Source organism: Agarilytica rhodophyticola, from assembly GCF_002157225.2.
Lineage (GTDB): Bacteria > Pseudomonadota > Gammaproteobacteria > Pseudomonadales > Cellvibrionaceae > Agarilytica > Agarilytica rhodophyticola.
Genome location: NZ_CP020038.1, coordinates 5791774 through 5810257, shown reverse-complemented (window position 1 = coordinate 5810257; position 18484 = coordinate 5791774). Strand labels below are relative to the sequence as shown.

General features: G+C 40.2%; 13 protein-coding genes. 6 read left to right on the top strand and 7 right to left on the bottom strand.

Translation table 11 applies throughout. The features are described 5' to 3' along the window. Nucleotides 1-5: 5 nt before the first annotated feature. The 7 genes from BVC89_RS24060 to BVC89_RS24030 all read right to left on the bottom strand — a co-directional run bounded on the left by BVC89_RS24060 (nt 6) and on the right by BVC89_RS24030 (nt 11537). Nucleotides 6-1103, bottom strand: coding sequence for a hypothetical protein (locus BVC89_RS24060; protein WP_158658099.1), 1098 nt, complete (start codon nt 1101-1103; stop codon nt 6-8). 159 nt (nt 1104-1262) lie between these two features. Beyond that, nucleotides 1263-2483, bottom strand: a complete 1221-nt coding sequence (locus tag BVC89_RS24055) for a family 43 glycosylhydrolase (RefSeq protein ID WP_086933649.1) — start codon at nt 2481-2483, stop codon at nt 1263-1265. A gap of 549 nt (nt 2484-3032) precedes the next feature. Then, entirely contained in the window at nt 3033-3509 is a 477-nt protein-coding gene (locus tag BVC89_RS24050; RefSeq protein ID WP_216825039.1) for a hypothetical protein, read from the bottom strand. Beyond that, nucleotides 3506-4828 (bottom strand): sulfite oxidase, encoded by a 1323-nt coding sequence (locus BVC89_RS24045; protein ID WP_245929208.1) that lies wholly within the window; start codon nt 4826-4828, stop codon nt 3506-3508. Before BVC89_RS24045 ends, BVC89_RS24050 begins: the two co-directional genes overlap by 4 nt. A gap of 28 nt (nt 4829-4856) precedes the next feature. Next, on the bottom strand, nt 4857-7109 hold the full coding sequence (locus tag BVC89_RS24040; protein ID WP_086933647.1) for an FdhF/YdeP family oxidoreductase: 2253 nt from the start codon (nt 7107-7109) through the stop codon (nt 4857-4859). Between the two features lie 118 nt (nt 7110-7227). Next, complete coding sequence (locus tag BVC89_RS24035; protein WP_086933646.1) at nt 7228-10341, bottom strand: efflux RND transporter permease subunit; 3114 nt, start codon at nt 10339-10341, stop codon at nt 7228-7230. 5 nt (nt 10342-10346) lie between these two features. Continuing rightward, nucleotides 10347-11537, bottom strand: a complete 1191-nt coding sequence (locus BVC89_RS24030; RefSeq protein ID WP_086933645.1) for an efflux RND transporter periplasmic adaptor subunit — start codon at nt 11535-11537, stop codon at nt 10347-10349. A gap of 226 nt (nt 11538-11763) precedes the next feature. Between BVC89_RS24030 and BVC89_RS24025 the strand changes: the two genes are divergently transcribed. From BVC89_RS24025 to BVC89_RS24000, 6 genes are all read left to right on the top strand, one after another. Then, nucleotides 11764-12573, top strand: a complete 810-nt coding sequence (locus tag BVC89_RS24025; RefSeq protein WP_216825038.1) for a nicotianamine synthase family protein — start codon at nt 11764-11766, stop codon at nt 12571-12573. Nucleotides 12574-12576: 3 nt separating this feature from the next. Further along, entirely contained in the window at nt 12577-13836 is a 1260-nt protein-coding gene (locus BVC89_RS24020) for an MDR family MFS transporter (RefSeq protein ID WP_086933643.1), read from the top strand. An 11-nt stretch (nt 13837-13847) separates the two neighbouring features. Further along, entirely contained in the window at nt 13848-14300 is a 453-nt protein-coding gene (locus BVC89_RS24015; protein WP_086933642.1) for a hypothetical protein, read from the top strand. Nucleotides 14301-14526: 226 nt separating this feature from the next. Beyond that, nucleotides 14527-15258: an ABC transporter ATP-binding protein gene (locus BVC89_RS24010; protein WP_086933641.1), complete on the top strand. Its 732-nt coding sequence runs from the start codon at nt 14527-14529 to the stop codon at nt 15256-15258. Nucleotides 15259-15401: 143 nt separating this feature from the next. After that, nucleotides 15402-16844 (top strand): ABC transporter permease, encoded by a 1443-nt coding sequence (locus BVC89_RS24005; RefSeq protein ID WP_086933640.1) that lies wholly within the window; start codon nt 15402-15404, stop codon nt 16842-16844. Then, nucleotides 16831-18189: a DUF3526 domain-containing protein gene (locus BVC89_RS24000; protein WP_086933639.1), complete on the top strand. Its 1359-nt coding sequence runs from the start codon at nt 16831-16833 to the stop codon at nt 18187-18189. Before BVC89_RS24005 ends, BVC89_RS24000 begins: the two co-directional genes overlap by 14 nt. Nucleotides 18190-18484: the final 295 nt, after the last annotated feature.

Genomic DNA, 18484 nt, shown 5'->3' with positions numbered 1-18484 from the left:
AAAAATTAAGAGTCTTTTGGACGGCTAAATGCATTTTTTGCTTGTTGGAGTATTTGTGTTTTTTGTTGTTCGTCAAGTAAGTAGCTATTTAGCAAAAAATATTCAGCTTCTTCATTACTCTGAGCATACCAATTCTCAAAAGAAGCACTTAGTATTTGTTCACGAGAGTGACTGTTGTTGATGCTCATTGCTAATTGAAATATTTCTTCCAATGGCGCTTGTGTGCCGGAGCTTTCTATATATTGAGATAAAACTTTGTCTTTTATCTCCCCTTCAGGTATAGACTCTAACCAAAGCTTCGCATTTTTCCTATTGGGTTCAAGATTACTTTCAACTAAGTGTCTAATAACACTTTGAGCTAATTCTTGACGTATGCCCTCAGGATATTGATAAATGGAACTAGCTTCTAATTCAGGATTATCAAGAATCATACGGCGAGCAGCAATATCTGTTGCATAGAGGCTTAGTTCACTTGAAACATCTGAATATGTTGATAGAAAATCTAAAACTTCTCTTGGATTATCTACAGCCCAGTCATGAATTAAAATATGTTTTGCATGATCTCTTAGATTATCCTCCGCAATATTTTCAGACCAATACATTGCCGAAATAGGATCTTCTTTACTAATAAAATCTATATAATCATTGATTATTTGTCCTTTACTAACAAGCTGAGATGGTAATTCCAATATTAAATTAGCTATCTCAGCTTTATCTTTATGAGTAGCATCAGTTAATGCAGCAATAAAAATGGCATGGTAATAGTACCCGACACCATCTGTAGTTGTTGTAGAAGATAACCATTCAAGTGCCGATTTAAAATCTTGCTTGCCCCACTTAGAAAGTAAATGAAGTGTTTTTTCAATTTTGCCTTCTTCGGGGCTAAGGCGTGATATTTTATCTAACCGCTCGGGGAAAGAAGGTTGGCTTTTGTTAACATTACCCCTTTGCTTATAGTGCTTAGCTACTTCACTTTTTTGAAAAATAATTTTTCGCTTATGTAGATCAGCAGCAGAGCTTTTGTTAGTTGAAGAAGCATCCTGTAGTGGTGAATCTACAGCAGAAAACCTCCATATAAAACATATAATAAAAGCTGCTACCAATACTGCAGATGTAGAAAAGTATTTTATGTGAGTTTTCATAATTTACTGTACACAATGACGCTACTTAACTAGTAAAACTAATAATAAATCACTTAACCAATACTATACCTATTAATAGTTAAGTGATTTATTTATGAGGAGTATTAATGATTGTAAAAGCTAGTTTCCTCGAGAGGGTTGCTGAACAACACGGTCAGGCCTAAACGACTTAATCTGACCTCTTTTGCTCCAGTCAACATCTACTAAACTATACATTGCTCTACGATAGTTGTGTGTTTGGTTCCAAGCATTGGGATTGTAGTTGTTATTACGGCCATTGACATGGTCATGATAAAAAGCCCAAAATTTATTATTCCACCAAACGACAGAGCCATGGTTAGTTCCTGGTTTGCCAAATGGATGAACTAAAATACCACGCTGATCAAAATTATGATGGGGATTGTTGTTATTCCAGGCAACTGCGTGTTTAATTTGGTAACCTCCTGGATAAGGCCCCTGGGGTGAAGCTGTTACACTTGCCCATTGTAACCAAACATTATTACCCACTTTATATGCATGTGGGCCTTCTAAATATTTGCCTTTTTCTAATTCAAGGTCTTTAGGGGTATTTATTTGAGTAAAATTGGAATTAATCTTCGCGACCCAAATTGCTTTATTGCCACCGGCACCATTTTTAGCATAGAAAATGTACCACTGCCCACCTATTTTAATAACTGAAGGGTCAAATACATGATCAAATCCATTAGCAGTAGAGATCGGCCCGGACCTAGCAGTGAAAGGCCCTGTGGGTGAATTAGCCACGGCTACACCAATGGTTTGGTGGTTGTTATCCGCACGAACACTAGGGAAAAACATATAGTATTTGCCATCGTCTCCTTGAACTACATCAGCGGCCCACATAGTAGCGCTATGTCCCCAGCCAGAATTCGCTTTTCTCGCCCAAGGCACATCTTTTTGACGTAAAACTAAACCGTGCTTTTGCCAATTGTTCTGATGTAGATTGCCATCTGTAGAAGAATATACTTGGTAACCAGGCATGCAAAAACCAGTATTTGCCCAAGGAGCATAGGAGTGTTTCTTCTGTTTGTTATTTCTTATTTGGCAAAGCTCTTTGCTATCGCTAGAGGTATACACATATATCTTATTACCGAATACTTTTGCAGTTGGATCTGCAGATCCGACTGGAGCCCACTTATTAAAATGGGGATTGTTGCCTCCGTCCCAAATAAGATTAGGTGCATAGTGTTCGGGCAGAATTGTTCGATTACGTAATGGTTGTGCTTCCAAGGTGGATGCAATACCTATAGAAGTAAAGGTAAGGGCGGTAAGCAAGCGCTTAATATAAGAGTTCTTTGCATTTTTATTTTTATTAAACAGCATTTATTGGATTCCTCTTTATCTAGTTATTATTTATTTTATTCCTACATTTTTAATATTATTTACCTGTGAAGTTTGTCGCCGTATTACTAAGAAGTGAGCCGCTATGCAATACAGTTCGAAACAGTTTAAAACGGTTTCTCTATTGAAATAGGCCGTCTGCATTCACATCTTATTGGCAGTTAGTATATATACGTTTTGAAAACGATTACAAATCATTCTGTCACTTTTTTAAACTTAAGCGAAATTAGAAGGCTAATGTTTATAACCTTTTAACATGCTAATTAAATTAACAATACTGATAAAACGGACAGTTTAAACAGAGGCAATAGAGTGCATAGTAGAAATTATAATGAGTTATTAGAATTTTAGTATTTTTAGTATAAATAATTTTTACATAAGTTAAATAAAGATATTAAATAAAAGAATGTTAATTGTATTGTCTATATTATTTTCTGTTGTTATGAGCTTAATTTCTGATATGTAACCAATGAATAGCACTGCCTTATAGTCATCAGAATTATAGAGTTAAGCTCTTTACAATAATAAAGATCAGGGTTTTGATACAGGCTGTGAGCTTGGAGGTAATAAATGAGTGGGCAAGTTCCGTCTTCTTCCAATTTTATCTGGCCCGTAGTTTTTTGTTAAATACCTTAGTATCTTCTCTTCTGTAGCGGTATCAAATTTCCACAAATTTTGGGTTTCTTGCATCCAGCGAATCATAGAGAGCCAGCCTTGTTTATTAGCACGATTTGTTTTAACTAAACTAAGAGAGTGGCATGCACTGCAGTTACCAGCGATGATTTGCCAGTTTTCATCGATAATTAGGCCGGTGCGTTGGTCTATTTTTTTCTCCGTAGCGTTCACGTAAGACACATTTACTACAATAAACAGCGTTGCGACTATCTCTTTTATCCATTTAGATTTTCTTATCTTTTTTACTGTTTTTATCTTTGTTACACCATCTAACTGCAGCAGAGCTAATGTGTTAGCTCGATCATATAGTTTGCGATAGACGTTAATACTCATGAAACAGCTACCGCGATACGGTGACAGGCGTTGTTTAGATATCCTCGTGGATTCCAGCCAGGTAAAATCATTGGTTGTGATTTTCCATTTGAATCTACTGCTCTTGCCCAAACTTCATAATATCCTGCTTGTTGAAATGTTACTTCTGCTTGCCAGCTCTGCCATGCTAATCGATTCGCTGGCGCTTTTAGCTTTGCTAATTGCCATGTGACTCCAAAATCAATGGAAGTAAAAACTTTTGCAACGGATAAGTCTCCCGCCCATGCCTTGCCGCGAATATCGAGGGGCTTGTTCAAATTGTGAGTGATGCCTGATTTAGGAAAGGTTACTAATGATTTCACCGGCATCGATTCAATAATACACATATCCTGTTCGGCAACTTTTGTCCCCGGTGCCACCGGCTTACAGGGTACTCGATAAGAATAGCCACCCATTTTAGGGCCATCGTGAATTGTATTGCGTACAACAATTTTATTTAGCCATTTGCCGGACGTTGATGCGGGCCAACCACCACAGACTAACCTTAGGGGGTAACCATTTTGTAGTGGTATCGCCTCACCATTCATTTCCCATGCGATTAAGGTTTCTTTTTCCAAAGCCTTACCGATAGGTACACCTCGAGAGATTACAACTTTATTTTTTTCACCACTTAGATGTTTATCAGCACCGTAGTAACCAATATAAATTGCATCTTCCTTCACTCCGCAATGTTTGAGTACATCGGCGAGACGTACACCTGTCCATCTAGGACAGCCAATGGCACCGACTGTCCATTGGTTTCCCTTTGCTGGAGGAGAAAATTCACTGCGACCATTACCACCGCATTCAATGACTAGTTGATAAGTATAACTCTTAAATTGTTGTTTTAACTGGGCAATAGAAAAGCTTTGTGGTCGTTCACATGCTTCTCCGTCAATAGTTAATTGCCACGTACTTGTGTCGATATCAGATAACTTGGGAGGTATGCCATTATTTCTTACAAATAAGTGTTTAGCTGGTGTAATATCATCATCTAAAAGATGTGCAGGTGTCTCGGCGTTGATAGGTCGGTCATTTAAAATTGTTAGGCCCGATTTACCAGGAATAGTAAATTGCTTATTTTGTTCTGCCAAGGCAATAGGCATGAGCCCCTTAGGCATTAAATACCCAAAAGGGATTGCCATACCCAATAGCGTCGTCATACTACTTAGGGAAACGCTTTTCAAAATATTACGTCGTCCCTGATCGATAGTACTATTGGAGTCGCTATTTTGAGAGTTAAGTTCGTACTCGCTCGCAGTGTATGAAAGTGTCTTATATGGCGGTCGACTTTTCTTCACGAGGTCTCCTTACATATGTTTGTTGTTGCTAAGACGTAGACAAAGAAGGCTGCCTCTCTACAACTTCTATATCGACATTAACCGACTTAAAAGCAGGGGTAAGGCTGCGAGGATCGTGATCTCGACCCACTAAAATATTTGCCTCTGGAAAATATGCCATAATGTTGCTGTTAGGTAAATCGAAGGGAAATACTTTTACATCATTCATCACTCCGTGAGCAGAGCGCACGTTAATACAACTATTTTCTGTAATGCCTAGTTTTTCAATGGTAGCTGGATTCATTAATATAGACCAACGGTCATCTGTGTCTCTATAGCTGTCTTTTTGTTCGTAAACAATAGTGTTAAATTGGCCTTCGCTTCTGACTGTAGTAAGTGTATAAGGCAAAGGTTTTTCTCTTTCATCACGTAATATTGAGTGGGTAATGAATGATGCTTGCCCATCTTGAGTATTAAAATTGTAATCATGAACAAGGCGTCCAGAAATATGAAATTCCTCTTTACTCGTGCCTATCTCAGCAAGTTTTTCCATCCCAGGTATTGTTGATGCTATAGCTTCTCGAATATTGTTATGAGTACGAAATGCTGAAAAATCTAATTGCGAATCGGGTAAAACCTGTTCTGCTATATGAGTTAGAATAACGCTCTCTGGTCTTACGTGATCAAGCCGTTTAATACCGCCATCGCTTAAGCGTACATAATTAAACATTGATTCCTGAGTTGTCGCTTGCCACTCTTCATCTCGTGCTGTCACAGGTAACACTAAGGCCTCACTGTTGTCCATACCATTCACATGGCCTTGATTTAACGTGGTGGTAAGAAAGACCTTAAAATTAATATTATCCATAGCTTTCTTTGTCCATTGTTGATCTGGTGATGCCGCATATAAATTACCACCCATTAACAATGCAAAGTCGATACTATTGTCGTAAGCCGCTTCTAGGCAAGCTAAGGTATCCATACCTTTTTCACTAGGTAATGTAATATTAAAATTTTTCTCTATGCCATCGAAAACATCTTGAGGTAGAACAGGCTTGACACCAATAGTGCCAATACCTTGTACGTTACTATGGCCACGCAACGGCAGTAGACCTGCGCCCGGGCGGCCGACCATGCCACGTAGTAAAGCTAGGTTAGAAATATATTCAACGTTTTCAACACCATGGGTATGATGCGTAATACCCATACCCCAAGCAAAAATGGTATTGGAAGACTCAGCGTATATTTTAGCAATATCGCCAATTTGTTCACGGGAAATACCACTGCACTCTACGATTTCTTGCCATTCGGTAGCATTAATATTTGTTAGAAAATTATCATAGCCTTTTGTATGCTCATGAATAAAATCCTCTGTTATTGCCTCCATTTCTATAATGGCCTTTGCAATACCCTTAAATAGAGCGATATCAGAGCCAATACTTGGTTGAATATATAGGCTGGCAATTTCTGTCCCGCCAAACAGCAAAGACTTTGCACTTTTGGGTACCGCAAATCTCACTAGTCCAGGCTCTTTTGCTGGGTTAATGACAATCACTTTGCCGCCGCGCTCACGTAAGGCTTTTAGCTTATGGATAAAACGGGGGTGGTTGGATGCCGGGTTAGCGCCAATAAGAAATAATACATCGCAGCCATTTAAATCTTCCAAACTGACAGTTGCTGTGCCACTGCCAATGGTGTTTGTTAATGCTACCCCCGTTGCCTGATGACAGTAGTAAGAACAATTATTGATATTATTAGTGCCATACATTCTTGCCAGTAATTGCAATACAAAACCGGCTTCGTTTGACGAGCGGCCAGAGGAATAGAAAAAGCTGCGCTGGGCGGGTGTCTTGCGCATGGCTTTAGCTATTCTATCGAGGGCTTCTTGCCAACTGACTTCACAGTAATGTTGCGAGTCTTTGGCTTTGTAAATAGGAGTACCCAATCTGCCAAGATGCTCAATCTCTTGGCCGGATAGCTCTTGGAAATCTAATAGTGGGTGTTTATTAAATAGGGCATTAGGAATCGCAGGTTGTATATCCGTACTTTGCGCCTGGATACTCTTATTGCAAACAGATGGGAACTCATCGAGTTCGTTGGTCATTCCCCCCCGTTGGCCACCCATTCCAAGGCCGCAGGCTTTACAGGCATTATGAGAGGTCAGCGCTTTTGCTGAGTTACGTAGGCCAATACGTTGGATAGTACTTAATGTGTATATAACCTTTTTAACGCCACCACCTGTTGTGGTCGGGACAGTCTTATTTTTGACAGTAGCTTTGTTTATATCTTTTATATCTTTCATGCCTAATAAGCGCCTACTACATTATTATTAACGAACCCTGGAATTTGTTGACACTAATACATCAGTATTAGTTTCAACAAATCCTTAAGACCCTATTATATAGCGTACGATAAGTTATTTATTTGCTAAGTTTATAGCGTGTTATTGGGGCGCTTAATAGTCTCGAAAACAAGAGTTTGAGGTCTTCTTGTACGATGTAGAGGCATGGCACCATTATCAAAGAGACGAGGGTGGCGAATAGTACTGAAAAGCTCAGAGATATAGCCATCGGAATGACAAACTGGGCCTGCAAACTGGGTTCAAACATAATCGGAAGTAGGCCGAAAAATGTTGTTAGAGAAGTCAGTAAAATAGCCCGAAAACGTTTTTTGGCAGCGTCTACCACCACATCCTTTGCCTGCTTACCATTTAAACGAGAGTTATTGATGACATCGGTGATCACCAGCGAATCGTTAATGACAACACCCGCCGCCGCGATAATACCAAATATGGACATCATGCTTAGGCTGTAACCAAGGAAAAAATGTGCCCATATGGCGCCTGTTAAGGAAAAGGGAATAACAGACATGACAATCAATGGTTGCAAATAACTTTTAAGTGGCAGGGCCAGCAGTAGGTAAATCACAAATAAACCAACCAATGCAAAGGTCGCCATCTGGCTTTGTTCCTTGCGTTGCTCGAAAAGCGCGCCGCCAAGTTTTGTTGTTACCCCTGGATACTGTGTGAGTAATTCAGGTATTATTTGCTGCTCAACTTTATTGCTAATACCGGCAACTGCTGCTTTAGCCTCATCCACGTCGGCATTTACCGTTACTACTTGAAACCCTAGTTCCCTGTCTATAGTGCTGACACCTGGCACTTCATTATATTCTGCAATATCACCAAAAAATACATGGCCACCTTGTGGTAAAGTAATTAATGTACGTGTCAATGCACTGAGTTGCTGTCGATCTGATAAAGGGCCTCGTACCATAAAAAGAATTTCTTGTCCTTCTCGAATAACGCGTTGCGCTTCTAACCCATAAAATTGAGCTCCGACTTGTTGGACGACTTCCTTTGCAGTCAATTGTAATTGATAGGCCAATGGCTTGAGGGTAATTTTATATTCAGTTTGTGAGCTATCTATACTAGAAGAAAGGTTATACACCCCTTCAACTTTACTGAGTTCATTAATTAAATGGCTACTGGCTTGCTGTAATAAGTTCACGTCCTTAGCAAAGAGCCTATAGCTAAGGTCGCCATCTTCAAAAATATCAATGACATCGGATTCTATCGTCAGTTTTTTCACCCCTGGTATTTCCGGCAGTGCTAAGCGCCAGCGTCGTGCTAGTTCAAAAGTATCAAAGGGGCGTTCAGCTTCAGGTACCAAAGGGACAACTACCTCGGCTTCTGTCAGGTGGTCAACACGAGTATACATACTCTCCATCATTGCTTGCCCAGTTTCATCCATTATTTCTTGCTCTACTTGCCGCATCATGTTTTCAATTTTTGCTGCGGCAGCAAGTGTCTGAGCTTCAGAAACATTTTGGTTCATTTTAATATTGATAGAAGGGTAGTCATGGGGCACTTTAGGTACAGAAATAAAGCGAACTTGACCTGATATCACGAGGCTAATAGCAAGGGCTAACAATATAATAAATGCGCAGATCACCGCATACCGATAATGAATACAATAGGTTAACAAAGGTTGAAAGCGCGTTTTTAAGAATTGTTGAAGATTGTTATTAAAACGCTGCCGCCAGTGATTTTCCGGTAAAGGTGCGAAGTATGTGCTGCCCAAATGAGCCGGTAAAATTAATTTAGACTCCACCAAACTGAATAGCAAACAGAGTATGCATACTCCGGCAATGGCAATAAACTGTCCGGAGTTAGGGCCGGAGCTGAGCATAAAAGGGGTAAAGATTGCGACGGTGGTTAACACTCCGAAGGTTGCGGGAGTGGCCACCTTGTGTGTGCCTGTAATAATATTTTCTTTTGAGTGACCGCTTTGCTCAGTTTGATCGCAAATACTTTCACCAATCACAATGGCATCGTCAACGACTATTCCAAGCACCATAATGAAAGCAAATAATGATACTAAATTAATGGTAACACCTAGCCAGGGCATTAGCCAAAATGCCCCTAGGAACGAAACTGGCAGTCCTACCATCACCCAAACTGCCAGTCGTGTGCGTAAAAATATTGCCAATATGATAAAAACTAAGACGGCACCCTGAGCTAAATTTTCTAGCATCATATTTAGCCTGCCATCTAAATAAAAGGTAACATCTACAAACTCATAAATTTCGATTTCACTCGGTAGTGTTTCAGTTTTTCGTTTAACGTAAGCTTGCACTTGTTGCACTACTTCGTTGAGGGATTGATTTTTTCCCGCGAATACCATGATGTAAACAGCTTGGCGTCCGTTCAAACGTCCGAGACTTAGTGTTTCTCTAAAACCGTCCTTAATATTTGCAAGGTCTTTAAGTAATACCTTCTCTCCTAACTCACCCACTATCACAGGAATGTCCGCAAGTTTTTCTCCGATGTAGCTTCTCTGTTCTAGCCTTAAATAAATATTTCCTCTATCCGTTTTAATTTCACCCGCTGAGATATTATCGGAGTGAGATTGAATGGCGCTCACAACTTTTTGCAAACTCAAGCCATATTCCTGCATTTTGATAGGTCTGATTTCTATTGCTACTTCATAGTCGGGTAAGGCTGACAGTTCCACGTGTGATATGCCGTCGAGTTGTAACAATTCAGATTTAACTTCATTGCCTAACTTTTTTAGCGACATAGGATCGCTGGGGCCAGAAACAACTATGCTGATTGCTCGCTGAGTTTGTTTTTTCTCGTACACCAGCAGCGGTTCCATTTGGCCAGGAAAACTGGCAATGCTGTCTAGTTTCAATTTTATTTCATCGAGTCTAGACGAAATATTCTCACCGTTTTCTAACTCAATAGTAACTTGTCCCTCACCTGGCCTGGCAAGGCTAGTCAATCGTTTTACACCTGCCTGGGGTTTGAGTGCTTGTTCAATTTTGATAAGAACACTTTCTTCAATTTCTTTTGCAGACTCCCCAAAAATTGTTGCTTGAATAATTATTTTGTTATTTTCAGAGACCGGGAATGTTTGCCTTTGTATGCTGTTATAACTCAACAATCCCATACATGAGACAAGTAATAGAAGTAAATTTGCCGCAACCGGATGGTAGACAAAGTAGGCGATTAAGCCTCGCTGTTGCGTCATTTATATTATTCCTTTAATGCTAACTTAGCTGCCGAAAATGTATCTTTAACGAGCATGCCATGCTGAGGATATTCTGGCAGCTGATTCACTATTCTATACCCATTGTTCGTCCATTTATCTCCTTCTATTAGAGCGTAATCCTGTTCTTGTCGCAAAATAGTGACAGGCTGCTCTACCAGTTTTTGTTCTTGGCTAACTAGCCAAATTGATTTATTGCGTATCCACTCTTGAGGTACTTTTAATACATTAGATAAATGTTTACCTGGAATACGTGCCTGCAGAAATTGGCCATAGTGCAAAGGTGGAAGTTTTGTATTAATGCCATAAGGATCGTCGACTCTCACAATGTAGTAGGCCATGCGTGTATTGTTGTTAAATTGGCCTATGTGGCGCGTTAATATTCCTGATCGTACACTTTGTTCTTGTGACAGCGGCCCTGGTGAAATGGGGTCGGGAAATATCTGGATGCCGTCGCCTGGTAGCTTTGGCAAAAATGGACGGTCAAAGCCTGCAATGGGAATTCGAATTTCGCCATAAGATAAATTCACCATCTCTCCTAAAGATTCACCTTCAGATATTACTTGTCCAAGTCCTGTGTCGCGGCCGGTGATAAGAGCATCATAAGGCGCGTAATACTTTGTACGTGTAAGATTTTTTTCTGCCAGTGCTAGATTCGCTTTGGCTGCCGTAACTTGTGCTTTAGCACTGTCTACCTGAGGTTTTCTAAGTGCTAAGTCTGTTGTTTTCGGATTGTTTGCCCATTCTACTTTTGCAACTTTTGCCATGGCGATTTCTCTTGCTAAGTCTGCTTCGGCTAGTGCTAACTGAGCTTTTTGTTGGCTTACTTGTGTCTCGTAGTCAAAAGATTCGAGCGTGGCCAGTATTGTACCTTTTTTCACTATACCGCCTTCGATAAAGGCCGCGTTTAACCATGCAATTTTTCCTGTTAACTCAAAGGCAATATCTGTTTTTTCTGCCGCCTCTAACACCCCGGCCACATTAATTTGCGTCTGATACTGGATTAAACTTACAGGCACTGAAGCTACAGCAGGTCGAGTATCAAGCTCAGAATTTATATTGACTTTAGGTGAGGCAAGAGAAATAAGAGCAACGCAAGCTCCTCCACCTAAAAATAATATCAATAGACAGACAATAAAGTGTTTAAAAGAATTTTTCGCGCCATTTTCATTTTTCATTAGTGCTGTGCTCTCGATACTTCCATTAATTTTCCTTTATTGTCGCGTAGTACATCTACCTGCTCGCCAAATATATAACGTGTTAACTAATTAAAATATTGAGGTCAAACAGGATTGATTGTTTTGCAGAATTATACTTGCTTAAGTTATTCGTGATATGTTACAACATATCTGCCAATTCAATTGATAATATCACCATTTCAATAACTCGTATATGGACATTTCAATGTCGGTTTCTGAGCACGTAAAAAATATTGTTGACCAGTATCAGCGCATTACAGCAATGCCTGAAATAATAATTTCAGAGAATACAATGGGACAATTTCACAGTTTTCTAAATTTACTGTCTAATGATCATGGCAGTGATTTTTCAGAAAGTGTGTTAGCGCACCCAGATATTCAAAAAATTAAACCAGGTATTCAAAAAATATTTAGTCATGCCTCTAGCCTTTACGAGCGTCACTGGGCTACGCAAATACTCAACTCGGATATGCCACGACAGACTTTCGAGCGTGAATATCCCTATTACCAGCATTATGAGCGGGCAACTGGCCTGGAAATAAATTCTATCCAATCCTTATCTGAGCGTACTATAGAACGTGTACTTATGGTAGGTTCCGGCGCACTTCCGGTTACATCCATGGCTCTTGCACAGAGTGGATTTATCACTGACAACCTTGATATTCACGGAGAGGATCTTGAATTAGGACAGTCAGTTAGTCAGAGACTTCACCCTAGTTATCAAATGTCATTTATTCATAATGATATTTGCCAGGAATCCAACTTAGCAAAATACGATGTTATCTGGCTTGCCGCGTTGGTGGGAGACGAGAAGATTAAAGCCAATATTGTCGCCCATTTATTTAAAAATATGAAACCCGCAAGCTTGTTGGTTGTGCGCACTGCTTATAATCTTCGAACCTTGCTTTATCCTAGTATAAGTGAACAAGAGCTGCAGCCTTTTAAACTGAAATTAAAAATTCAAACTTACGCAGATAACTTTCATTCAATACTTATTGCACAAAAGCCGGTTTAACTAATGTCGATATTTACATCGCTTTTAAAGCTCAGGGCGGAGCATCGTTGGATGTTGCTAGCGGCGTTCTCTTTCAACTTGGGCTTTTACATGCTAATCCCGTTTTTAGCTGGCTTCCTCAAAGAGCAGTTACTGTTAAGCGCAACCCTAGTGGGGGTGGTGTTGGGTATACGCTCGTTTTGCCAACAAGGCCTTTTTATTGTAGGGGGATTACTTGCCGATTTGTTCGGTTATAAGCTGCTGATTATTTTGGGGTGCTTGTTACGAGCACTGGGCTTTGCGCTATTTCTATTTTCTAGCTCCCATGTATTGCTTTTTAGCGCGGCCATACTTACAGGTTTTGCTGGCGCGCTCTTTACTCCCGCTGCACAAGCATATTTTTCTGGGCAGAAAGATATTAGCCGTACGCAGATGTTTTCTTTAGTGGGGATTGCGCGTAACGGTGGTGAACTTCTTGGCCCTATCTGTGGTGTCATGTTACTCAGTGTGAGCTTCGATACCTTATGCCTAAGTGCGGCAGCGCCTTTTGCGATATTTGCACTTATTTTTATTTTTTTACTTCCTGCTGAAAGTAAAAAGAGCACTTTCAGTACATCAGAAAAAGCCGCCGATTCTAGTATTAAAACCATGATAAGTGGCGTACTAAATAATAAACCCTTCATTAAGTTTTCTGTACTTATGACAGGTTACTTTATGTTGATTAACCAAATCTCTTTTGCCATTCCCATTCATATTGTCAATCAAAATGGCGCGCAAAAAGATGTTGCCTGGGTGCTGACATTGTGTGCCCTGGTCTCAATATGCTTGCAGTTCCCAGTAACACAATATTGCGAAAAGAGACATTCTCCACAATATTGGATTCGAGTAGGTATCGCTTTGATGGGACTGGCATTTTTGTCATTAATACCCACCTGGTCCGAAAATCAGAGTCTTTATCATTATATTTCTTTAAGTGTTTTGGCGGTGGTATTTACCGTGGGTACGATGGTGAGCTTTCCATTTATCCTCAGCCAAATATCCGAATTCGCTAACGATCGATCAGTTGCTACACACTATGGTTTCTTTTACTTATTTGCAGGTTTTGGGTTGATTGCTGGTAGTAGTTTAATTGGTATCGCCTTTGACCTTTCTAGCCTAAATAAACACCTTGCATGGTATAGCCTGACAGCAATAGGCCTGTTGACCGCATTCCTGCACATGCTGCTAATGCCCAGTGGTGTAAAGCCACGGGCCAGTCACGTGCAAAACTCGCTTACAAACTAAGGTGAAACATTATGATCCAGCTTACAAAAGAGCAACAACAAGCATACATGTCTGATTACCTGGAAAAAGGATGGAGGGAAGAGAAAATGACCTTCGAGTCGGTCAATTTAGAACCGGGTTATATTGATGGAAAAATAAATGTCGATCATTTTCAAATTATGGGAGACGGTAAATTTCACTTCAGTGCACAAAGTGCCATGATATGGATCTCGCAACTGGGAATCATATATGGCTGCTGGGATAATAAGCTAACTTCTAAAGCAGGAGAGGTGTATTTACGCGACCTGGATATCAAATTTAAGCGCACGATAAATAAAACGGAAAGCGTACGCTTTGAGGGGTATTTCCCGAAGTATTGCAAAAAGCAGCTGTCTGAAAATCTGGTTTATTATAAAAACGCAAAAATTTGCGTTGAATCAGGCGCCTTTACCGGTTCGGCGAGTTTTATGGTGCCTATTGCTTAGCATCTGTTTCGCTACTCACGAATATTAAATAACAGTCACCATTATTTACATAGGGTATGATACATTATATCATTTGTAGACATTTAAATTACTTCAAAAATTCGACCTGAATGTAAAGGTGGTCTCACAGCGACGCTGAGGCACCTGAAACTCACCCCGTGTAAGTGTTTTTAGCTGCAGCGGTGTGATCTACAGGTGTGAAATTTTAATCAGAAGAGGACTCGCTGTGATAGAAGCCGTCAACTTGAGCAAAACCTTTGCTGGCAATAGTGTGCTCGATAACCTGAGCTTTACTGTTAATCAGGGTGAGATTATGTGTTTGCTGGGGGCCAATGGTGCGGGTAAAAGTACCACTTTAAATTTATTTCTCAATTTCCTACAGCCCGATGGTGGTAAGGCCCTTATCGATGGCATCGATGTCAGCGACCGCCAATCCAGTAATAACAGTAAGGAAAAGCTTGTTTATCTGCCTGAACAAGTTAATCTCTACCAAGAGTTTAATGCCATAGATAACCTAAAGTATTTAGCGAGTTTATCTGATTTAAAAGTTTCTGAGGATCAGCTGAACGCAGCGCTCGATGAAACAGGGTTAGAACCTGATGCGCGCCGACAGCCCTTAAAAAGTTATTCTAAAGGAATGCGGCAAAAGGTGGGAATTGCTTTTGCGATCATCCGCCAAGCAAAGGTACTGTTGTTGGATGAACCTACTTCTGGTCTTGATCCCAGTGCAACACTTGAATTTATTCGCATTATTGAAAAAATTGCCAAAAAAGGTGCCGCTGTTTTAATGGTGACACACGATTTTTATTGCGCCCATTCGCTAGCGGATAAAATCGGTATTATGGATAAGGGACGTTTATTAGATCTATTAGATAATAAACAGCTTTCTATCAAGGTGTTAGAAGATACCTATCACGGTCTTATTTCTGGTAAAAGTGCTATTCGGCAAGCTTCTTAACGCTAACTTGTTAACATAAGCTTCTTAAAATTGTCGCAATACGATGTACATATTTATCCAACCTTACACGAAATGAGCTTAGGTTACGTTGCCCTCAAGGGCTGTGTAGCTTGAGCTGCTTTGTAAAAGGAAATCGAGAATAAATGGTCGATCAAAAAGTCCTTAAGATTTTTCACCACGAACTGGCGAGCAAACGCAAAAGCCCAAGTTTATGGATTATATTTATTATGATCCAACTACTTTTGGGAATTGCCCTGTATACCGGCTGGCAACAATATCAGCATAACCTGACTACACAACTGACAACTCAGGCTGTAGTTGAAGAACAGTGGTTGGCACAACCAGATAGGCACCCTCACCGAGTGGCACATTTTGGTCATTTTGCATTTCGGCCCCCAGGGGCACTTAGCTTTTTTGATTTGGGTGTCAATGCTTGGGTGGGACACAGTATTTTCCTTGAGGCACACAAACAAAACAGTGCTAATTTTGCCAGCGATCAAGATGCCAGTAGCTTGCTTAGGTTTTCAGAGTTAAGTAGCGCGAATATTCTGCTGTTAATTTGGCCTTTACTGATTATCGCTATGGGATTTGCCAGTATCTGTGGCGAACAAAAAAGTGGCACCTTGAGGCAGTTAATGTCCATGGGGGTGTCGTTTAGGCATTTGGTAATAGGCAAAAGTTTGAGTTACCTACTGGTATCACTGATCTTTATTTTGCCAGTTTTTACATTAACCTTGATTCTCGCAGTTAATGCCGGCGCAGCCGTATCTACAGAAGAGTTGTTGCGGGTTGTCTTATTGTTTGGAGTTTATCTCGTCTATTGCTTATTTTGGATAGGCTTAACTCTATTAGTGTCGAGCTGGCTCAAAGAGCCTAAGCAAGCACTCATATTATTAACTTCCATATGGTTTATCCTGACGATTTTAATGCCGCGCATGTTGGCTGAATTCGCTCACAGTCAATACCCTTATCAAAAACGTAATGACTTTGAACTGGCTGTTAAATTAGATAACAGAAAGGTGGGTAATAGCCATAACCCTGATGATCCTTATTTTAATAAGTTTAGAGCTGAAACTTTAGAAAAATATGGAGTCGATTCTGTCGATGACTTACCCATTAATTACAATGGTTTGGTGATGCAGGAAGGTGAGAAGATCACAGCAGAAATTTATAATAAGCACTACCAAAAGCAAATGAAGCAATTTACTGCGCAACAAGATTTTGTCAGTACTTTTTACTGGCTCAATCCCTACTTGTTTGTGCGAGATTTTTCAATGGCGCTCACACGGGCAGATACACGGCACTTTTTTAATTTCGAAGAGCAAGCCGAAGTACATAGATATGAGCGCACTCAAAAGTTAAACAAACTGCATACTAATGAAATTCATCGGCACAATGACAGAGACCAGCGAGCTGATAAATCTTATTGGCAAACATTTGAAGCATTTGTTTATCGTGCACCTAATTTAAGTTGGTCGCTCAATGCCTTTTCATTTAAATGGCTACCTTCATTGGCTGTGGTTTTCATCTTATTCCTACTATTAAGCTCCAAAGGCATGCAGCGGAGGATATATGCTACTGTTTAAGCTCGAATGTAAGCGCCTATTCTCTGGCATGATTAACAAACTTGTGTTGCTCTTATTTTTGTTATCTGGAGTGTTTGCTATTTACCAAGGGGCACAGGGATATAAATCCATCCGTATAGATCAGTACAAATCCCAGATAGTATTTGAGAAAGAGCGGGAACATATCAATAAGCGTGAAGAGCTGCCGGAGACAGGTTCTCTTGCTTATTACGCTTATGCTCCTACTGAGTGGAAGCTCAGCCCTTGGGCGGCTTTGTTCGTGGGCCAGAGTCAGACATCAATGGTGGCAACTAAGATTCGGGCGCTGGCATTACAAGGGCAAATTTATAATAGAGAAATCGTTAACCCCTCTCAGCAGCGAGCCGGTGGTCTAGATTTAGGCTTTGTAATTGTTTATCTACTACCTTTAGTAATCGGTATTTTAACGGTTACACTTATCTCAGACGAACAGCATGCCGGTCGTTGGCGTTTGTTAAATGCGTTGCCCAAAGGTGCCTTTAGTTTGTTGTGTAAGCAGCTGGCCCTGCGCTTTAGTGTTATCTGGTTGTTAGCTGCAACCTTATTAGTAACGGCAGCCCTATTACTTAAGTTGCCTTTTGATGGGCAGTTTTGGATTGTTGCAGTGGCAATCACACTTTATATGTTATTTTGGTTTACTCTAGCCGGGTTAATTATGAGTATGGGCAAGAGTAGTGTTGTTAACAGCTTGAGTTTTCTCAGTGCTTGGGTGTTGTTTGCCATATTAATTCCTGGTGCTATCCATCTATATTTGTCTCAGCAGTTTCAATCAGATGCGCCATTGCAAGCAAGTTTACAACAACGCATGGTATTAAACGATGGCTGGGATCAAGATAAACAAGCAGCTTTGGATAAATTTCTAACTCGCGAGCCGAACTGGAATGATACTGCCCCTCTGGACGCTTCATTTAGCTGGAGGTGGTATTATGCGCAGCAACATTTAAGTGACCTTGCCGTGGAACAAGAGTGGCAAACATACTTACATAATAGCCAACTCCGCCAGCAGCGCTTGCAAAGTCTTAGCTTTTTGTCTCCGTGTCTCTTTCTTCAGTTAAAGCTAAATCAGTTAGCGAATACTAGCAGCGAACATTATTTGGCATATTTGGGTGAAGTAGAAGAGTACCACAAGACTATACGTTATTTTTTCTATGATTTTATATTTGATGATAAGCAAATAGGCAAAGAAGAAGTGACTAATTTCCCATTATTCGAGGCCAAAGAAACATCTTCGGCACCCACACCTTATTGGTTATTGTTTAGTGGGATTTTTGTTTTAGTTGTTGCTTCCTTATCTGCATTTAGGCTTCGTAAACTACGACCACTTTAATGCTTGGTGGGCGAATTTAATCCGGCTAGGTATCTATTTATCTGCCGGATTAATAGAGCATTATCTAAATATTTCAGCCCCCCTGTTGTTATCGTACAAATATCTTTTGATCGCTTCCTCTTATTAGACTTAATTAAAATACGGTATGGCAACCTATATTTAATTAGTCCTACCTCTTATATCCACATTTTTATAAAGCTTTATAACAGTCTGCAAGCGGATAGTGTTTGCGTATATGATGTGTGCCGACTAGGGAGGTATATAGAATAAATAAGAGTGCTAGACACGCTGCTAA